General features: G+C 62.2%; 22 protein-coding genes. 3 read left to right on the forward strand and 19 right to left on the reverse strand.

Annotated features, from left to right (window positions below; translation table 11 throughout):
• Positions 1–3: 3 nt before the first annotated feature.
• The 15 genes from LDH74_RS05800 to LDH74_RS05870 all read right to left on the reverse strand — a co-directional run bounded on the left by LDH74_RS05800 (position 4) and on the right by LDH74_RS05870 (position 9,831).
• Positions 4–552: a helix-hairpin-helix domain-containing protein gene (locus LDH74_RS05800; protein WP_226041580.1), complete on the reverse strand. Its 549-nt coding sequence runs from the start codon at positions 550–552 to the stop codon at positions 4–6.
• Between the two features lie 3 nt (positions 553–555).
• Positions 556–765 carry a hypothetical protein gene (locus tag LDH74_RS05805; protein ID WP_226041581.1) on the reverse strand — a complete coding sequence of 70 codons (210 nt, stop codon included), beginning with the start codon at positions 763–765 and terminating at the stop codon, positions 556–558.
• Between the two features lie 8 nt (positions 766–773).
• Positions 774–1,115 carry a hypothetical protein gene (locus LDH74_RS05810; protein ID WP_226041582.1) on the reverse strand — a complete coding sequence of 114 codons (342 nt, stop codon included), beginning with the start codon at positions 1,113–1,115 and terminating at the stop codon, positions 774–776.
• An 8-nt stretch (positions 1,116–1,123) separates the two neighbouring features.
• A complete protein-coding gene (locus tag LDH74_RS05815; RefSeq protein ID WP_226041583.1) occupies positions 1,124–1,723 on the reverse strand; it encodes a hypothetical protein in 600 nt (199 codons plus the stop codon).
• Positions 1,724–1,916: 193 nt separating this feature from the next.
• Positions 1,917–2,099 carry a hypothetical protein gene (locus tag LDH74_RS05820; protein WP_226041584.1) on the reverse strand — a complete coding sequence of 61 codons (183 nt, stop codon included), beginning with the start codon at positions 2,097–2,099 and terminating at the stop codon, positions 1,917–1,919.
• Positions 2,099–2,806 (reverse strand): hypothetical protein, encoded by a 708-nt coding sequence (locus LDH74_RS05825; protein WP_226041585.1) that lies wholly within the window; start codon positions 2,804–2,806, stop codon positions 2,099–2,101. The genes LDH74_RS05820 and LDH74_RS05825 overlap by 1 nt, the downstream gene beginning before the upstream one ends.
• Before the next feature lie 110 nt (positions 2,807–2,916).
• Positions 2,917–3,171, reverse strand: coding sequence for a helix-turn-helix domain-containing protein (locus LDH74_RS05830; protein WP_226041586.1), 255 nt, complete (start codon positions 3,169–3,171; stop codon positions 2,917–2,919).
• The gene (locus LDH74_RS05835) at positions 3,168–3,557 is read right to left on the reverse strand and encodes a hypothetical protein (protein WP_226041587.1); all 390 of its coding nucleotides are present in this window, start codon (positions 3,555–3,557) and stop codon (positions 3,168–3,170) included. The genes LDH74_RS05830 and LDH74_RS05835 overlap by 4 nt, the downstream gene beginning before the upstream one ends.
• Positions 3,554–3,781 (reverse strand): hypothetical protein, encoded by a 228-nt coding sequence (locus LDH74_RS05840; RefSeq protein WP_226041588.1) that lies wholly within the window; start codon positions 3,779–3,781, stop codon positions 3,554–3,556. Before LDH74_RS05840 ends, LDH74_RS05835 begins: the two co-directional genes overlap by 4 nt.
• The gene (locus LDH74_RS05845; protein ID WP_226041589.1) at positions 3,778–4,125 is read right to left on the reverse strand and encodes a hypothetical protein; all 348 of its coding nucleotides are present in this window, start codon (positions 4,123–4,125) and stop codon (positions 3,778–3,780) included. The genes LDH74_RS05840 and LDH74_RS05845 overlap by 4 nt, the downstream gene beginning before the upstream one ends.
• Entirely contained in the window at positions 4,118–4,507 is a 390-nt protein-coding gene (locus LDH74_RS05850; RefSeq protein WP_226041590.1) for a hypothetical protein, read from the reverse strand. The genes LDH74_RS05845 and LDH74_RS05850 overlap by 8 nt, the downstream gene beginning before the upstream one ends.
• On the reverse strand, positions 4,507–6,627 hold the full coding sequence (locus LDH74_RS05855) for a minichromosome maintenance protein MCM (protein WP_226041591.1): 2,121 nt from the start codon (positions 6,625–6,627) through the stop codon (positions 4,507–4,509). Before LDH74_RS05855 ends, LDH74_RS05850 begins: the two co-directional genes overlap by 1 nt.
• A 291-nt stretch (positions 6,628–6,918) precedes the next feature.
• Positions 6,919–7,473 (reverse strand): hypothetical protein, encoded by a 555-nt coding sequence (locus tag LDH74_RS05860; RefSeq protein WP_226041592.1) that lies wholly within the window; start codon positions 7,471–7,473, stop codon positions 6,919–6,921.
• Positions 7,466–7,618, reverse strand: coding sequence for a hypothetical protein (locus LDH74_RS05865; RefSeq protein WP_226041593.1), 153 nt, complete (start codon positions 7,616–7,618; stop codon positions 7,466–7,468). The genes LDH74_RS05860 and LDH74_RS05865 overlap by 8 nt, the downstream gene beginning before the upstream one ends.
• A gap of 1,616 nt (positions 7,619–9,234) precedes the next feature.
• Entirely contained in the window at positions 9,235–9,831 is a 597-nt protein-coding gene (locus LDH74_RS05870) for a hypothetical protein (RefSeq protein WP_226041594.1), read from the reverse strand.
• A gap of 329 nt (positions 9,832–10,160) precedes the next feature.
• On the opposite strand from LDH74_RS05870, the gene LDH74_RS05875 reads away from it, so the two are divergent.
• A complete protein-coding gene (locus LDH74_RS05875; RefSeq protein ID WP_226042505.1) occupies positions 10,161–11,027 on the forward strand; it encodes an SDR family NAD(P)-dependent oxidoreductase in 867 nt (288 codons plus the stop codon).
• A 15-nt stretch (positions 11,028–11,042) separates the two neighbouring features.
• Here the strand turns inward: LDH74_RS05875 and LDH74_RS05880 are convergent, their stop codons facing one another.
• The 3 genes from LDH74_RS05880 to LDH74_RS05890 form a co-directional block, all read right to left on the reverse strand.
• Complete coding sequence (locus LDH74_RS05880; protein WP_226041595.1) at positions 11,043–12,071, reverse strand: patatin-like phospholipase family protein; 1,029 nt, start codon at positions 12,069–12,071, stop codon at positions 11,043–11,045.
• A 77-nt stretch (positions 12,072–12,148) separates the two neighbouring features.
• Positions 12,149–13,753 (reverse strand): PH domain-containing protein, encoded by a 1,605-nt coding sequence (locus tag LDH74_RS05885; RefSeq protein ID WP_226041596.1) that lies wholly within the window; start codon positions 13,751–13,753, stop codon positions 12,149–12,151.
• Complete coding sequence (locus LDH74_RS05890; protein ID WP_226041597.1) at positions 13,750–14,238, reverse strand: PH domain-containing protein; 489 nt, start codon at positions 14,236–14,238, stop codon at positions 13,750–13,752. Before LDH74_RS05890 ends, LDH74_RS05885 begins: the two co-directional genes overlap by 4 nt.
• 138 nt (positions 14,239–14,376) lie before the next feature.
• On the opposite strand from LDH74_RS05890, the gene LDH74_RS05895 reads away from it, so the two are divergent.
• Positions 14,377–15,033: an enoyl-CoA hydratase/isomerase family protein gene (locus LDH74_RS05895; RefSeq protein WP_226041598.1), complete on the forward strand. Its 657-nt coding sequence runs from the start codon at positions 14,377–14,379 to the stop codon at positions 15,031–15,033.
• Between the two features lie 112 nt (positions 15,034–15,145).
• Here LDH74_RS05895 and LDH74_RS05900 read toward each other — a convergent pair whose 3' ends face one another.
• The gene (locus LDH74_RS05900) at positions 15,146–15,379 is read right to left on the reverse strand and encodes an HVO_2901 family zinc finger protein (protein WP_098727128.1); all 234 of its coding nucleotides are present in this window, start codon (positions 15,377–15,379) and stop codon (positions 15,146–15,148) included.
• Positions 15,380–15,677: 298 nt separating this feature from the next.
• Between LDH74_RS05900 and LDH74_RS05905 the strand changes: the two genes are divergently transcribed.
• Entirely contained in the window at positions 15,678–16,754 is a 1,077-nt protein-coding gene (locus LDH74_RS05905) for a hemolysin family protein (protein ID WP_226041599.1), read from the forward strand.
• Positions 16,755–16,806 lie beyond the last annotated feature (52 nt).

Consider the following 16,806-nt stretch of genomic DNA (forward strand, 5'->3'; position numbering starts at 1 on the left):
GGATCAGTCCTTCTCCGATGTGAGGTAGACCTCGACGCTGCCGGAGCCGGCGTCGTCGTCATCGTGCTCGCCCCACGACTCGGGGTAGCGGTTCTTGAGCACCGAGAGGACTGTCCGAGCGTCGCCTTTCTCGCGGGCGATATCGAGCAGGTCGTCGACGAGCTTTGCTTCGCCGGCACCTCGCGCGCTCGCGACCCTGTCCGCAAAATCCGCGTAGATGCCTTCGTCCTGGTCGTCGGCTCGCTCGAGCCACTCGTAGAACGTCGTCTGGCCGATGCCGTTACACCGACACGCTGCAGCGACCGACTGTCCGTTCTCGAGCATCTCCGCGATCGCCTCCTGGCGCTGCTTCGTGAGCTTCGGATCACGACCGCGGTGGCTGGGCCCGCCCTCGAGGATACCCTTAGCCGACTTCACACCGATCATGTGGACGTCGGCGAGCTCGTCGACGCTCGCAGCGCGGACGTCATCGGCGGTCTCGAAGCCAGCCTCCTCGAGCGCCTCGGCTATCGCTGGGCCGATACCGCCGATATCGGTGAGGTTCTCGGTCATGGCTCAGTCACTCTCTTCCTCTCCGTCGGCTTCCGATGGATCGACATCCTCGCCAGCCTGAACCGACTCTGCGTAGGCTGGGCTGATTCCGACTCGTCGGTAGAGGACTGCGAGACCGAGTTTCGCAAGGTCTGCTCCGGGGAGCAGCGCTAACGTGATTGCTGCGCCGGTGACCAGCCCGAGTTGAGTTAGTGTGAGCGTGAGTTCGGGCATGGCTTTGGTCAGTCGTCCTCCTGGTCCGTCGCCTCGTCGATCGCGTTGACGATCGCTTCGGCGGCCTCGGGGTCGACGCTGACGTCGGAGTCGGCGACCAGAGCCTCGACGGCTTCCCAACCGAGAACGATGGCGCCAGCGATGATCACGGAGATCGTCGGATCGGCGCCGGCGGAGATCGCGAAGCCGACAACGGCGACCGTAGTCAGTTCCGTCAGCGCCTTGATCGACTTGTAGACGCGGAGGCTCATGTTCCATCGCCTCTGGAGGACACAGCCGAGTTTCTGATTGTGTTCGCGGACGGAGTCCGGGCAGTACCATCGGTTCGAGGGTGGTGTGTCGGCAGACATGGCATCTATCAGGCCTCGATCGGATCGGCGAGTTCCTCGATGACGTGGTTCAGGTCGAGATCGAACGCCACCATGACGACGCCAGTCTCAACGTCCAGCGTCTCGCCGCGGTAGTGATCGCGCCACTGGTCAGGACGCCACGACGTCGCCTCCTCGTGGGCGGTGATCATGGTGCCCTCATCGGTCTCGAACAGGCGGACGTGGACCTGGCGCGGACGAAGGAAGTGTGGCGCACCGTGGAACGGGGCCGGTCCCTCGTAGCGTGCCCAGCTGGCTACCTCCGGTCGACCGAGCCAGTCACGGGCGAAGCTCGCCAGCGGTTGTGGTTCGTAGCCGGCGTCGGCGAGGTCCTCGAGGATGGCCTCCGGTGACCGATCGACGATATCGACGACCTGGTTAGTGCCGATTGTCGTCTCGGCGTAGAGGTCCTCGTCGTGTCGTTGGAACAGTCGGTGCAAGAGCGGGATCGCGTGTCGCCGAAGCGGGCCCCAGAAACGAGCCCGATCGTTGAAGAGGTGCTCGCCGGCGTAGAGCCGACCGAGTACCAGGAGCGACACGATAGCGACGCCGCCGAGGTAGACGGCGTCGTCTGGGAGTGTTTCGATCATGGTTGGTGTATGAAAAACGGTGCGCCGGGTCTCGTCCGAGAGGCTTTTTGCCAAATCCCAGCGCGGGTCGGGACGGACCGTGGGATCTCTAACAGTCTCGGTGTGCCAGCCGCCCCGAAGCGAGTGACAGCGGGAGCGATGAGGATCCCCTTCAGCCCGGCGGGGTAGGGGCAACGCCGGGCCACATCGGGGACTATCGAGGTCGGACGTTCGCCCGGCCGGTCGAAATCGTGGTGCCGTCAGCGTCGATGACGATCTCCGAACGTGGCTCGCCCCACGTCGGCGTCCAGCGGACTTCGTCGACGACGCCCTGGACTTCGCGACCGGCGAAGCGGATCTCGACGGGCTGGTTCTCTTCGATCGGCTGGACCGTCATCAGAGGACCACCGCCGATGCGAACGCCTCCCGGGTCGACTCGCCCTCGAGGACGGCCTCGAACAGTCGCTCCCGATCGACGCGGACGTCGGTCTTGTCCTCAGCTCGGAGTGTGACCGTCGCGACGGCCAGGTAGTGGGCCACCGTGAACGGGAAGCGAGTCCGGAGCGTCTCGTTCTCGTGTTTGTGGTCGGTCTGACCGCAGCAGCAGACGGTGCCGACCGGGATGGGTTCGGCGGTGTCGATCGAGCGCGGCAGTGGGTTCCGAAAGTCCGCGTAGGTGCCGACGTTGTGATCTTCGCCGTCGACGTCGTAGACGTAGACCGGATCGTGGCCGTCCTCGAAGTCGAGATCGGGGACGTCAGTGTCGTCGTCATCGTTGTCGCCGTCGTCGTGGATGTGGGACTTGATGCCGAACTCGCCGTGTTCGGTGACGTGTTCCCAGCCGATCGCGGCGTCGGTGATTGACTTCCCTGCGGAGTTGCGCTCCGGGGGCTTCTCGACCTCCTTGACCTGCCGCCCACATGAGAGACAGAATCTGTGATCGTGCTCGAGAGTCTCGAAGAAGTCGTCTGCACGCTTCTCGCGGCGGTGTTCGTTGTGGCATTCCGGCGAACAGAACGAGCCCGCAGTGGCGGGGAGCTGGAACTGGTCGCCGCACTGTCCGCACTCGACGCTCTGGGGTGGGGTGGTTGTGTGGACAGACATAGCTATGGGGGTCCCGGGCCGCTACCAACGACCCCAGGAGAAACGCGTTACTATCAGGTGTGGAGATAGTCAAGCATAAGAGACGATATTGTTGCGATATTCGACGCTTCTTACGAACCCGGGTAGTCCGTATCGGCGATTGTATAGACCGACTTTCGGGCATCGCGGGTGTAGGGTCGGGACTCGACGATCCCCTCGTCCTCGAGCCGGTTAAGTGCCCATCGGACGGTCCGGGCCGGGAGCGTGATCGTGTCGCACAGTTCTTGCTGGGTGAGCTCGCCTTCGTCCTCAAGGACCCACAGGACGAATTTTGCACTCGGGGGCAGACCGTCGATCTCGTCGTCGTGGTCGGTGAGTGTGCTCATGGTGTATCAATCTCCTCAGAGTCGATCGCGACGACACCGGTCGGATCGAGGATCTCCATGTCCAGGCGGACCGCGTCCGACCGGCAGATCAATGTCTCGCGGCCGTCGACCCGCTCGGTGATCGTGATCATGTCGCCGAACGGCCGGAACTCTTCGTGACCCGACGGAACTGTCGGGCCCGTGATCTCGACCCACCCTCGCGGGATCTCGCGGGCCATGCCGATCGAGATAACGAGGACGCCGTCGTTGCGATCGTTGCCCAGTTGCTCGAAGCGGTCGCGTGCCTCCTGGAGTGTCTCGATCGACGTCGGTCCGGCGATCGTCGGGACGTCGTCGTGCTCGAGGGCGTTTCGCCAGAGCTCGTGGTTGTCTTCAAAGACGCTCACGCTTTCTCACCTCGCACTGCGCCGCGGACTGTTCGCGAATCGGCCTTCGAACAATCGAAACAGAGCGTGTTGTGCGGGTGGTCGTGACCTCGATCGACGGCGTAGAGTTCGCGATCGACGTCCTCGGGATCGAACGTCCGTCCGCAGTACGTGACGCCGAGGAGGCTCTCGACGCAGTAGCCGTTATGGCCGTTGTCGAGGTTGACCACGTAGCCGGTCGTCACGAGCTGTCACCCCCTTCGCTTCGCGTAGAGTTCTCAGACTGTGAGACGGCGCGATCAGTAGCCGTGTTTAGTGAGCGGATCGTCTCCGGCCGCATCACCTCGTTGCAGACGTAGCACTCTGGATAGGGAACACGGTCGCCGTAGTGCGGTCCGTCTCGTATCTTGCCCCACTGGTCGGAGTTCGCGTCCTGATGGTCGGCACAGTCGGCACAGACCGTGACAGCGTCGTCATCCGGTCCGATGGTGTAGCCGATGATTGGGGGAAGTTCTTCATCAGAACCGCGCCCTTCGAACGGATTTTCGTGTTCGGTATCGCCTGAGTAGTGTGCGTTTTCGTCACTCATCGTCTTCACCCTGGAGTCGGAGCTTCTGGACGCGGTCGTTCGCCAGTCCGATCACTTCCTCTCGCGGATCGTCGACTCTCGAGAGGTTCGATTCGATCTTCTCGCGGAGTTTCCACCGGTCGTTGATCCCGATCCATGTGCGGCCCTCGTCGTCCTTGGTCTGGAACAGATCGCCGTTACGGCGAGCGGCGGTGAACGCTCGATGGATCTCCTCGAGGCCGAAGCCGGCTCGGTTGAGTGTGCCGACCACCGACGGTTTGCTCGCGAGCGGTGGCTGCTTGTTCCCCGAGTTGTGATCGACGGCGCTGATGGCTCGCTCGTAGACCTCCTTCGAGCGCTTGCGTCGTTCTGCTTCCGTCTGGCTGGTAGATGATCGGGCCATTATTCGACCACCCGAATCCAGCCGGTTTCTCTCTCGTAGACCTCGCCCTGCTGTTTGAGTTTGTCAATCTCGTGCTCGGCCTTCCGCTTGTCAATCCCGAGATCGTCGATCGCCGTCTCGATGACGTTCTCCTTATCCGCCTGCCGCCGGTCGGACTCGTTCTGCATCTCCTTGATCAGGTCTTTGAGGTTCTTGATGCGATCGCGCTGGCTCTGCGATGTCCCAGCCTCGACGATATCCGCGTCGAACTCGCCGGTTTCTTCATCGATTCCGAGGTCTTGGAGGCAAGAGCCGATCAGCCGTTTTGCACGCATCACGTCCTGCATCTCGACAGTTTTCGACAGTCGTGCTCGAGCGCTCGCTTCGGAAAGGCGAATGAAACCCTCTAACTTCCGAGCAGTTACTGGCACCGCCGCATCGTCAGAAGTGCCATTCGCAAGCCGGAGACCAACGTACGAATCTTCAATTTTCTGGGCGACCTCGTCGTCCTCTACCGTTGGAGTGACGTTCCGTTTCGTGTAGGCGATATACGCACGAACTAATTCGACTGGCTCAAACCCATGTTCCTCTGCAATCTCAGCCAGTGCCGCCGTTGCGGCGTCGTCCGAGTTAGAATCGTCACGTTTCGCTGCCTCTTTCGACCAGATTTTCGTCCTTGCGATATCCCGGTCACGTTCCTCATCGGGTTGATCGGTCAGTGTGAACGTGAGGTCGAACCGTGAGAGCATCGTCGGACCTATCTCAATCTGTTCTGAGAAGGGTTCGTACTGGTCGAAGCGGCCGTACTTCGGATTCCCACCGCCGATGACCGTCGTTCGAGTTGGGAGTGTCGTGTTAATCCCCGCTTTGTTGACGCTGACCTTCTGCGATTCCATCGCGTCGTGCATCGCCTCTTCGACGCCCTCGCCGAGTTTGTCGATCTCGTCGATCGTCGCGAGGCCTTGGTCACCGACAACAAGCGCGCCGGCGTCGAGCGCCCACTTCCCGTCGCCAAATTCATCGCGAACAGCAGCGGCCGTCATGCCGGCCTTCGACGCCCCCTGACCGCTGGCCCTGACCGACCGGGGCGCGATCTCCGAGACGGCCTCGAGGAGCGTCGTCTTCCCGGTTCCCGGATCACCAATCATGAGGATGTGGATGTCGCCCCGAGTAGCGGTCCCGTCGTCGTGTTCGACACGTACACCCGAGAACAGCGCGAGCGTCAGCGCTTCTTTCTCATCGTCAAGGCCATGGAGTGTCGGTGCGATCGAGTTGATGAACAAGTCAATTGGATCGCCGAACTCACCAGCACCGATCCGCTTGATGAGGTCCTCCAGCTCGGGCGTGATCTCGATCTCCTTGAAGTCCGTCTGTTCGACCTCGGCGGCCTGGCCTTCAACGACCATCTCGTACGTCTCCTGGTCGGAGTTCTTTGACGGTCGCTCGAGGACGAACTGGCCGACGAGCGTGACGCGATCGCCACCCTCGACGCAGTCCACGAGGTCGTCGCGAACGCGGGCGTCGAGATGTTCACCATCGCCACCGTCAGTCTGTTCCGGCGGTTGTTTGATCCGGATCTTCTGGTAGTCCTCTTTCTCGGACTGTTCGCTGTTCTCTCGGAACGGCCCTTGTCGTTCACAGTCCTTGCACTCGTGTGGTTCTTCGAAGCCATGGCCGCTCTGTGGAACGCGATTGAGCGCCCCGCACAGCTGACACTCGTAGGCGATCTCTGTCGGGATCGGAGCGACCTTCGTCTTCTTCGCGACCTGGCCCTGGAGGGCGATCAGGTTGCCGTCCTTCCGGGACGGGGAGAAGCCCCCAATATCGTAGGTCTCCACATCGGGGAGATTCGTGAACCGGACGTGCGCGTTCCCGAGTGAGATGTCGACCGGGAGATCGTACTGTCGGAGCGCCTCCTCGAAGAGCCGTTGCATCTGCTCCGGTTGGGCCAGGACGTCGTCGGCGATCGCGTCGATCTTCCGCTCGCGATCGTTGTACTGAAAAACGTCGTTCCAGTCAACGTACAGCGAGCGTTGCTCCTGCGGGTACTTCTGGGCGAGTTGCTTGATCTCGTCGTCGTAGTACCGGCGGAAGAACTTCCCGATCGAGTCCACCAGCTCGGCGGTGCCGATAGCGCTCATCGGGAGCCCTCCGACGGGAGTGTTCGGACGTGGTTGGTCGGAACCGGTGTGGAAATTTCACAACACCGTGATCCGGCTGTGACAGCCTCGAGAGCAGAGCGAGGCGAGCGATCGGCGAACGTACTCTGCAGTAGTCGTATCATGCTTACAGTGGGGTTCGTGGTTGTGTTATCGTGGAGTTCGTGTGTGGTTGTACCCAGTCCAACTGAGGTTTCAGTGAACCCCTTCAGGGAGGGGGGCGGTCGCGTTTCCGGTGTTGTGAAATTTCCACACCGGCCGATTCGTGTGAGTTCACTCCTGCGGCGCACCCCGTTCGACGTAGGATGGCGTCCTGATCTCGAAGCCGGCGACCGTCGACGGCATCTCGCCCATCTCGAGATCGGCGATGAGGCGTGACTTCTTCTCCGAGGAGCGGTCCTCCTTCTTGTACCGGAGAACGTCGCCCTCAACGAGCTCGTCTGCTCGTTTGAACGTGTAGTACAGCGTATCCCGGCGGACGTCGACGCCGTCGCGGTTGAGTTGTTTCAGCGCCTCTCGAATCGTCATCGAAGCCGTCGGGTTTCGCCCGGCCTGCTCGTTCGTGACGGCCTCGTTGTTCAGCTTCTTGATCAACAAGACAGCCCGCTCGGTCGGCTTGTCGGCAGCGTTTCGATGGACCTTTTGCATGAGGCGATCGGCATCCTGGAGCGACTCGACGGTTTGCTCGAGGTCGCGGATCCGCTCGTCCTTCTCATAGAGTTCTTCCTCGAGCTCGTCGACGCGATCCTCTGCTCGATCCGCTAGGAAGACAGCGTCCTCGACCCGGGCCTCGAGGTCTTTCACCCTCTCCTCGAGGTCCTCAGACATGGCGGATCACCGGGTAGCCATCCGTACAGCTCCAACAGACGATCCGTTCACCGTGCTTCGGATGGTCGATGACGACGTCGGCGTCATCAGTACAGCCGAGCGCCCCGCAGAACGGGCCGAATCCGTCGTCGGCCTGGGCGCTCATGCACCGATCCCTCCAAAACCTGATACTGTCTGTGCACGGTGCACCAAGAAAAGTGCACCACCGAAACGGCTGAATTTGGCCGTATAGGGAGCTATCGGTGGCAGAACAGTATATTTATCTCGAGATGCGGGACCCATATTATGCGGAGTGTAGTGCCGTAATTCGATATTAGCTGCAAAGACAGGTCCACAGATACAGATATGAAAATCTGATATGTGGTACTATGGTTTGAGATATATTGTCGAACAATCGGTCGGGGGTCGGTCTCCTCGTGTCACTCCCGTCAGCCATCACTCACTCGGTGACCAGTGGATGCGATTTCGTCCGCTCTCACGTAGGACTCGAGCGGACGCTGATTCGAGTGTGGGAGTTCGAACTGCTCGAGCGGGCCGCGATTTCCGCGCAGCTGTCGCGGCCGTCGCCGCAGCCGACTGGCTACCGACGAGCCGTGATCGTCGGTCCGGTCGGGCCGGGATCGGCTCGAGTTCCCGTTCCGCCGCGCGGTCGAGCGCCGGAGTTCGATCGGGGATTCGTCAAACGGTCTCGCTTGGAGCGGAGCTCTATGGCTCGAGTCGACCCGCTTCTCCCCGCCGGACAAAACGCGTTCTGTCGGTGTGGAACAGCGCGATATCGGACCCCGAAATCGACTCTCGACGTCGATTCGACCGCGATCCGGTTGTAGCCGCGTGTCTCCCCGGTCGCCTCGACGCGTCGCCGTGCTACCGTTCTCGTGACTCTGTGATTCTTCCGCTGTCGCGGAAACTTCGCCGCTCGTCGATCAGTAATCGGCATTCAGTCGACTACAGCGGACGTCGAGCCCCTTTCCCACCGACGGCACACTGCTGTGGCGTCGTGACTCTCCGGGTGGCGCTTCGTTCGGTTTGTTGGTAGCATCGGCATGCATTGCCTGTCCCGTTCTCGAATATCGCAGGGAGTCCGCGATTCGACTTCGATGCTGGCTGCGAGGAACTCGGCAGCAGGCCACTGGTCTCGGCTGCTCCATCTTCGGTCTCTGTCGCAGCGATCATCTGTCGGGGGCGGTCTCGAGTCGAGCAGGAGAGTTCGTTTACCCTTCTGGCGGAGACCCTCTCCGGCTTGTACTCGTTTCCGGCAGTATCCATCGCTTCAGTTCGAAGTCTCTCAGAACGTCACTGAGCGGGTTTCAGTGGTGGGAAATTCGTACACGATATGCGATATTGTCCCTTCTCCACCGACTTCGGTACGACTGGCTGTCCGTTTCGAACGGTCTGCGTCGATGGGACGGCTTCACAAATGTCGTTCTCTAGGCGAAATTTACTGTCCGCACCCAGACTGATAAAGTATATAGTGCTATACTCATTCGGAGGGGTAATACTGGGGAGAAGCGACCGTTTCACGGCTGCCTCGAAACTGCACAAACTCCCTGAGGGGACGATACGTGAGTAGTCAGTTCAGAATTCCGTATTATATAGATGAAAAGAAGGGGGAGGGGTTCACGAAGAGATCGACCGACGGCCACGTCTTCTAACACTCGCGAACGGGTCGAGATTTCCCCGACCCCGGATCGAGGCGATCGAATAGACGGCTAGGAGGGCCGGTTCCGAAGTTTCTAACGTGAAAAGTGAACGGAACACAACTCAGTGTAGCACCCATTCGATATTTGTCCGAGGGTTACCTTCTGCAGATGGACACGCCGCCGTCGTCGAGAGTACGGAAGACCGCATTTGCCCGTCCTCGAGGATCCCAATTCGTGTGACTGATGCGTTACAATCGAAGAAGCGACGGGGTACTCGCAAGGTGTGTTGCGCCTCGGTGGCAGGAACGCGCGTCTCAATGAGGTATTCTGCTGGCTCCAAGAATGAGATCGAGAGTGAAGTGTCGGCCGGGATTTCATACGTCTCGTGATGAACCACGAGCGCTTCTCCAGAGTCGATAATTCGGAGTATCACCTCGGGTTCAGCGGCTTCGTTCCAAATTTCCACATCGTGTGGTCTATAGGAATCATCCACTCCCTCTCGACTCCCGAGATCAACCTCCTCGTATGTGCTTTCCGGGTCGAATTCCGCTAAGCCACCCGTGTTAACCGGATAGTCTGCGGGTGAATCAGGTATATTCGAACTGTTGAGGTCGTGTTCAGCACCGGTCTCTCCCGAAGGAGCGCTGTCTGCGAGACACCCAGCGAACGGCGTGGAGAAGGCGAAGCCGGTACCAGCGAGGATCGTGCGGCGGTTCATATCAAATAAGTGTGGGAGAAATAGATAAATACCTTCTCTAGGGTCAAACAGCCACCTGAGCTAAGTCGTTTATACGCACTGATTCGGGCGATTCGAGTGACTATTCTCGACTGGCCCGACTTCACGATGGAGGCGCGACCCCGTGCGACGACTATCGATACCCGTCCGAACGGATCATCGAAACCGGAGGAGAGAGTCGGATTCGATGAAACTCTTTTTTCTGCCCCGTCGCTGGGATTGGAGCCAGTCTTTCCCTGTCGATGAGAGAGCGCAGACCCATCGGCGGTAGTTATTCCCCGCTGGTGACCTTCCGACCTGGTATGGCCGATATGACCGTCGAGGAAGCGATGGAAACGTACGGACCGTCCGAACTAACGCGCGACGATCTCCTGGAACTCGAGGACCCGAACTACACCGCGGAGAACGTCGCGATCGTGACGGGGGCCGGCTCCGGGATCGGACAGGCGACCGCGCTGGCCTTCGCCGCGAACGGGCTCACCGTCCTCGCGACCGATCGCGACGAGGAGGGGCTGGCCGAAACGCGGACGCAGTCCGAAGACCTGTCGCTACCCGGCGAACTCGTCACGGTCGTCGCCGACCTGACGAACGACGATGGTCTCGAGCGGATCGTCGACGAAGCAGCCGAACAGGGCAACGTCCGGTATCTGGCCAACATCGCCGGGATCCAGACCGTCGCGCCGATCGAGTCGTTCCCGCTCGAGAAGTACGACCTGATGCACGACGTTATGCAGCGTGCACCGATGGTGCTCACGAAACACTGTCTTCCCCACTTCCGCGACAACGAGGACGGACGGGGCGTCGTCGGGAACATGTGCTCGGTCCACGGCCACATCGTGACGCGGGACAAGGTCGCGTACAATACGACGAAGTTCGGGCTCCGCGGCCTGACGCAGTCGATCGCCGCCGAAGGCGAGGGGGAGGTGCGGGCGTTTACCGTCAGCACGGCCTACGTCAAGACGGCGCTCGTCGCGAAACAGCTCCCCGAGACGGCCGATCGGCGCGACATGACCGTCGACGAGGTCGTCGAGAACGTGATGTTAGAACACACCCGGGTCAAGGAGATGATGGAACCCTACGAGGTCGCGAACCTGTTCGTGATGGGCTGTTCGAATCACAGCAAGCACCTCAACGGCGGCGACATGACCCACGAGGGCGGAATGAGCCTGACCTACTGATCCCCGAAGAGAGAGTTACGGATCCTCGGAGTAGTTCGTCGGCCGCGCGTCGGCGGCTCGATCGGCGAGGAACGAGCCGGCTCGCTCGCGACCGGTCCGGAACAGCTCGTCGATGAGGTCGGGCGACCGGTCGAGTTTCGTCGACCAGCGGAGCTCTTCGTCGAACCGAACGCGTCGGATGTCCGTGTGCGTGTACCGGTCCGGCAGGTAACCTGCATCGACCCACTCGTTGACCTGCTCGATGAACTCGACCTCCTGCTCGAGGGCGGTATTCCCGCCGAGTTCGTTGCGCCGGTCCGCGATTTCCGCCTGCGAACGGGGGACGTTCGAGCGAGTGGACGGATTGATCTGAATGAGCCAGACCTCGTCGGGGTCTGGGATATCGTCGGACATCGAGAAGTCCCGGACCGGCGGATTCTTCGAAAAGAGGCCGTCCCAGTAGTGGCCGCCGTCGACGTCGACAGCGTCGAAGATACCCGGCTCGGCGGCGCTGGCGAGGACGGTATCGGCGGACATCTCGTGGCCGCGAAACACGCGGAAGTCGCCGGTCAGAACCTCGATCGCGCTCACCAGCAGTGCCGGGAGAACGACGTCCTCGCTTTGCCGCCGGTCGCGGATCGTGTCACTTAGCGACCGGACGCGTTCGAAGTCGATGTGGCGCTCGAGCAGCGATCGAAGCTCCCGCTCTGCCATCCGTCCGGCGGGGGTCTGGGATGGACTGTACTGCGGTAATCCGACGCCCATCGTCCGCAGTTCGATCAGTCCGACTGTGAAGTCGTTGACGAACCGGTCGGCGGGCGTCGTCGCTTTCAGATCGGTCCAGAACTCGCCGAGCAGCGCACCGGGCGAGAGGTCGGGATCGACGTGGCCGTACCACCCCAGCAGCGCACAGATCGCGCCGCCGGACGTCCCCGAAAAACCGACGAGGTCGTATTCCGGGCGCGCGATCTCCGGTAACAGCCGCTGGAGCGCCCCCGCAGTAAAGGCCGTGTGACTCCCCCCGCCCTGGCAGGCGATCGCGATCTTCGTGTGCTCGTCGCGCATTCCCCTGCCCGTTTCGGAGTCGGGGTCATGTAACTACCCCTCTCGGGCGGCCGACACTGGTTCTCGCCGCCCGGTGCTCACCCGTCGTCGCCGGGCTCCGCCGACGGTTCGTCGTCCGCCGACTCGTCGTCGCTCGAGCCCCGAAACCACCGTCCAACCGTCCGCTGGCGCTGGCGAACCCGGAGACGGTCCTGTAATCGTTCCTCGATGATGGCCTGTAGCTCGAGGCCACGGTCTGCGTCCACGTCGTGGGCGGTCGCGGCCCGGCCGAGCAGCGACGCGGAGCTGGCGGTGTCGGCGGTGACGCTGGCGAGTCGACGGCGACGCTGGAAGATCGTCGCTTCGTGGAGGACGGCCTGCACCCGATAGTAGGGGACGACCTTTGTCGTCCGCCGCCAGAAACCGGTCCGCGTGAGGACGTACCGATCGTCGAGGCGGTAGCCACGGTTCGACCACTTCAGGTGAGCGGCGAACGGGGCGAGGACAGCGAGGACAGCGAGGACGTACCACTGACGGACGACCGTCGTATACCGCGCCAGCAGATATGCACCGCCGACGACGGCGGCGACGACGAGTAGATACCGGATCGCGTACCGTTCTCGAGCGCGACGCGGCGGCGACTCGAGATCCACCGGACCGAAGGGTTCGATCGCGCGCGCGAGCGTTCGCACCCGGTCGGCGTCGGCGAGTGGGATCGCAGACTCTGTGCCGCGGGAATCAGATTGTCCAGGAGCGTACCCGGCCGTCTCGACGCTCAGCGCGGCGTAGCCGAACCACCGGAAGGGGATCGACTCCGAGATCGTCAGCGTCTGGACCTTCTCGAGGGGAATCGTCCCGCTGTAGCGCTGGATGAGCCCCCGTTCGTAGTAGAGTTCGTCGTCGACGCGAGTGAGCCGAAAGCCGTAGTAGCGGGTGAACGTGAGGATCGCGCTGACGATCCAGGCGGCGAGCACGAAGAGCAAGAGCCCCCAGGCGAGGAGGAATATTCCCGTCGCCGGTCCCGGAAGTTCCGCGATTCGGTCCGTGGGGAGCAACGTGTTGGGATCGAACCCGCTGGCGAACGAGAGCGCGATACCGCCCAGGACGCTGGCCCCCGGATCGATGGTGAAGACGCTCAAGATCGCGAGTTCGCGGGGTTCGATCTCGAACAGGACCTCTTCGTCCGCCGACGGCTCCGCGGCGGATTCGCCCGCGTCTTCCCCGTCCTCACGCGTCGCCTCGTCGTCCGCTTCGCCCGTCTCGGCGCTCGCGCCGCGTCGTAGCTGTCGTCTGAGGTGCCGGGCTTCCGACTCGTCGACGTACTGGAGGCTGACCTCGGTTTCGCCGCCGCCGGCGGTTTCGACGTGGACGGCGGCGATGCCGAGGAGCCGCTCGATCACGTTCTGTCTGATATCGACGTTCTGGACCCGACCGAGGGGGAGTTCGCGGTCCCGACGCGAGATCACTCCGGAGGTGACGTCGAACGTGTCCGCGGTGAGTTCGTACCGAAATCGCTGGTAGTAGGCGAACTCGTAGACGATTCCCGTAACGACCCCGAACAGGACGAGACCGAACACCGAGAGTAGATCCATCCCGTTGCCGCCAGGAGAGACGACGACGCCGACGACGAAGAAGACGAAGCCGGTGTTGAGGCTTCGCGAGAGCGATCGGACGGCGACCGACGCCGGATGGAGCTTCTTCATACCGCGTCTTCACCCGCGCTCTCGATCGCGAGCCGGCGCAGCGACTCCTGTAGCTCCTCGGCCCGTGCCGGCGTCAGACCGGGGATCGCGACGTCGGAGCTTCTCGAGCCGGCCGTGTACACCACCACCGTCGCGAGGCCGACGGTTCGCTCGAGCGGCGAGCGCCGGGAGTCGACGTGCTGGACTCGGACGTAGGGGACGACCGTCTTGGTTCGCGTGAAGACGCCGCGTTCGATGTAGAGGTCGTCGTTCCGGAGGTCGAACCGCCAGACGCCGTATCGGAGCCAGGCGACGACGATCCGCAGGACGGCGAGTAAGACGACGATCACGACGGCGGCCGGGACGAGTGCTGCCGGCGCATCGGTCCAGATATCGGTGCGGGAAATCGCGATCGTTCCGCCGACGATGATCCCGCCGAAAATCGCGGCTCGAACGATCGCGAGAACGAGCCAGACGCCTCGCACTCGCGGGGTGAGCCGTTCCATACGTATCGTCACGGAACAATCGTGATTAAAGGGTGGGAAAGCGGCGGCGGTTCGCACGCCGTGAGAGTCCGACCGGTTCGGGTCGCGTTCAGTTCGATCACCCCCGAATTTATGCGGGGCGCACGGGTGGAGATCGATATGGCAACAGCCGACCTCGTCGAAGTGGACCGATCCGACGGGATCGCCATCGTCCGATTGAACCGTCCGGACAAACTCAACGCGGTCACCCTCGAACTTCACTCGGAGCTGCGTGACGCGCTCGTCGGGCTACCGGAGGAGGAAGTAAACGGGCTCATCATCGCCGGTAACGGCCCGGCGACCTGTGCCGGAATGGACAGGGAGATCGTCGCCGACGAGGAGTACGACGAGAAGTACGCGGACGAGATCGGCGACCTGAACGACGAGATCTACGGCTTCCTCACCTCGCGTCCGTATCCGACGGCCGTGGCGGCCCGCGGGGCGCTCGTCGGCATCGGCTTCATCCTCTCGCTGCACTGTGACTTCCTCGTCCTCGGCGAGGAGACGACGCTGTCGCTGCCCGAAGTGCAGTTCGGGATCGCCGCGACGCACGCGATCGCACCGCTCGAGCGGATCGTCGGAACCAGAGCCGCCAAAGAGATCGCCCTCACCGGCGACGCGATCGATCCCGATCGAGCCCACGAACTGGGGCTGGCTAACAGGGTCGTCGCCGAGAACGAGGTCGAAGCTGCCACGCGGGAACTCGTCGGCGGGATCGCCGAACACGAGTCGGCCGTCGTCCGCGAACTGAAATCGGCCACGTACGTTCCGGAGTGAGGCGCCGCGCTGTGCGGCTTTCGACGGCACAGAGACGAAACTGTGCGTCAAAGCGCCCGGCTACCGCTCGAGAGAGCGAGTCTGCTGGGGCTGCGAGAAGCGGATCGGAAGCTCAGTGGGTCGTCGTCCGGACGTCCTCGACGCGATAGAGATCCTCCTGGAGCCCGTCGCCGTCACAGTCCTCGTTCGGACACTCGTAGTGCCAGCCGTCCTGCGTCGCCGTCCCCTCTCGGAACCGCTCTCCGCATACCTGACAGAAGAGTTGTGCCTTTTTGCACGTATCTCGATGTAACTCGAGGGCGAGCTCGGTCTGGAACGACTGGTTGCAGTTGCGACAGGTGTGCATATTTCGTCAGACGTGAGCATCAGCTAAAACTGCTTGGTTATTTTATTACGCCGTATTCCGAGATGATTCGGCGTCACTGTCCCGATTTACCGGCGACCGATCGGGAATAAAGAACGGATAGACTTCGTGTTTACTCGCGTTCGAGTATTCGGCACGCTGGTAGATGGACACACCCGTGTTCCGTGTGAACAGGCACCTCCGAACTATGTTCGCTCGCTGGTATATCGGTCGCGAAACCGGGTTTCGTTCGGTTCGGTCTCGCTACTAATTTGTGTGCGGCGATCAAACGGCATCCGTAATGGATCCACTCGTCATCGCCGGTCGATTGATCGCGGGCCTGTTGCTGATCCTGGCGAACGCCTTCTTCGTGGCTATCGAGTTCGCGCTGACGCGCGCACGGCAGTTCACCGAAGAGGAGTTCGTCGGCGGGAACCCCAAACTCGAGCGGGCGTGGGAGATGACGGACGACCTCGAACTGTATCTCACGACGTGTCAGGTGGGGATTACGGCCTCGAGCATCGCGGTCGGGATCGTCGCCGAACCGGCGCTGGCCGCGATCTTCGAGCCGGTGTTCGAGAACACGGTGCTGGCCACGATCGGCAGCGGTGCGATCCTCGCCTTCCTCATCATTAACCTCGTTCACCTGACCCACGGCGAGCAGACGCCGACGTATCTCGGCGTCGAGCGCTCGCGAATGGTCTGTCGGTACGGCGCCACGCCGCTGTACTGGTTCTACTGGATCATCTCGCCGATCATCACGCTCGGCGACGGCATCGCGAAACTGACGCTCAAACTCTTCGGGGTCGAGATGACCGGCGCGTGGCTCGAGACCGAGGAGGACGTCATCGAGTCCCGAGCGGATCTCCGGAACCGGCTCGGTTCGGTCCTGGAGGAGGGAGATCTGTCGGAGGAACGCCGCGAGGAGGTGATGAACGCGTTCCAGATCGGCGAACAGTCCATCAGCGAGCTGATGGTGCCGCCCGAGGAGATCGTCGCGCTGTCGACCGAAGACGATACGGAGGAAAACTTTCGGAAGATGGAGGAGCGACCCCAGACGCGGTATCCGCTCGTCGGCGAGGAGTTGACTGACTTCCGCGGAATCGTCTACACGCCGATTTTCGTCCGGCATCGGCAGGAGCTGGCCGACGGAACCATCGACTTCGAGGAGCTCGCAGCCCCGCCGATGACGCTCTCCCCCGACGTGGACGTCAGCGACGCGGTCGACCAGTTCCAGGCGGAGAATCAGGAGCTCGCGCTGGTGCTCGAGGACGGAGAGGTGGTCGGGCTGGTGACCGTGACCGACCTGCTCGAGGCGGTGATGGGCGATATCGAGGACCCGCTCGACGAGGGGCGAATCGATCCGATCGATCGCTGACCGAACGTCGACGGTCGGGACGGACCGGCCAGTGCGCGTGTCCAGCTTTTCC

The sequence above is a fragment of the Natrinema sp. DC36 genome (assembly GCF_020405225.1).
In the GTDB taxonomy this organism is placed as follows: domain Archaea; phylum Halobacteriota; class Halobacteria; order Halobacteriales; family Natrialbaceae; genus Natrinema.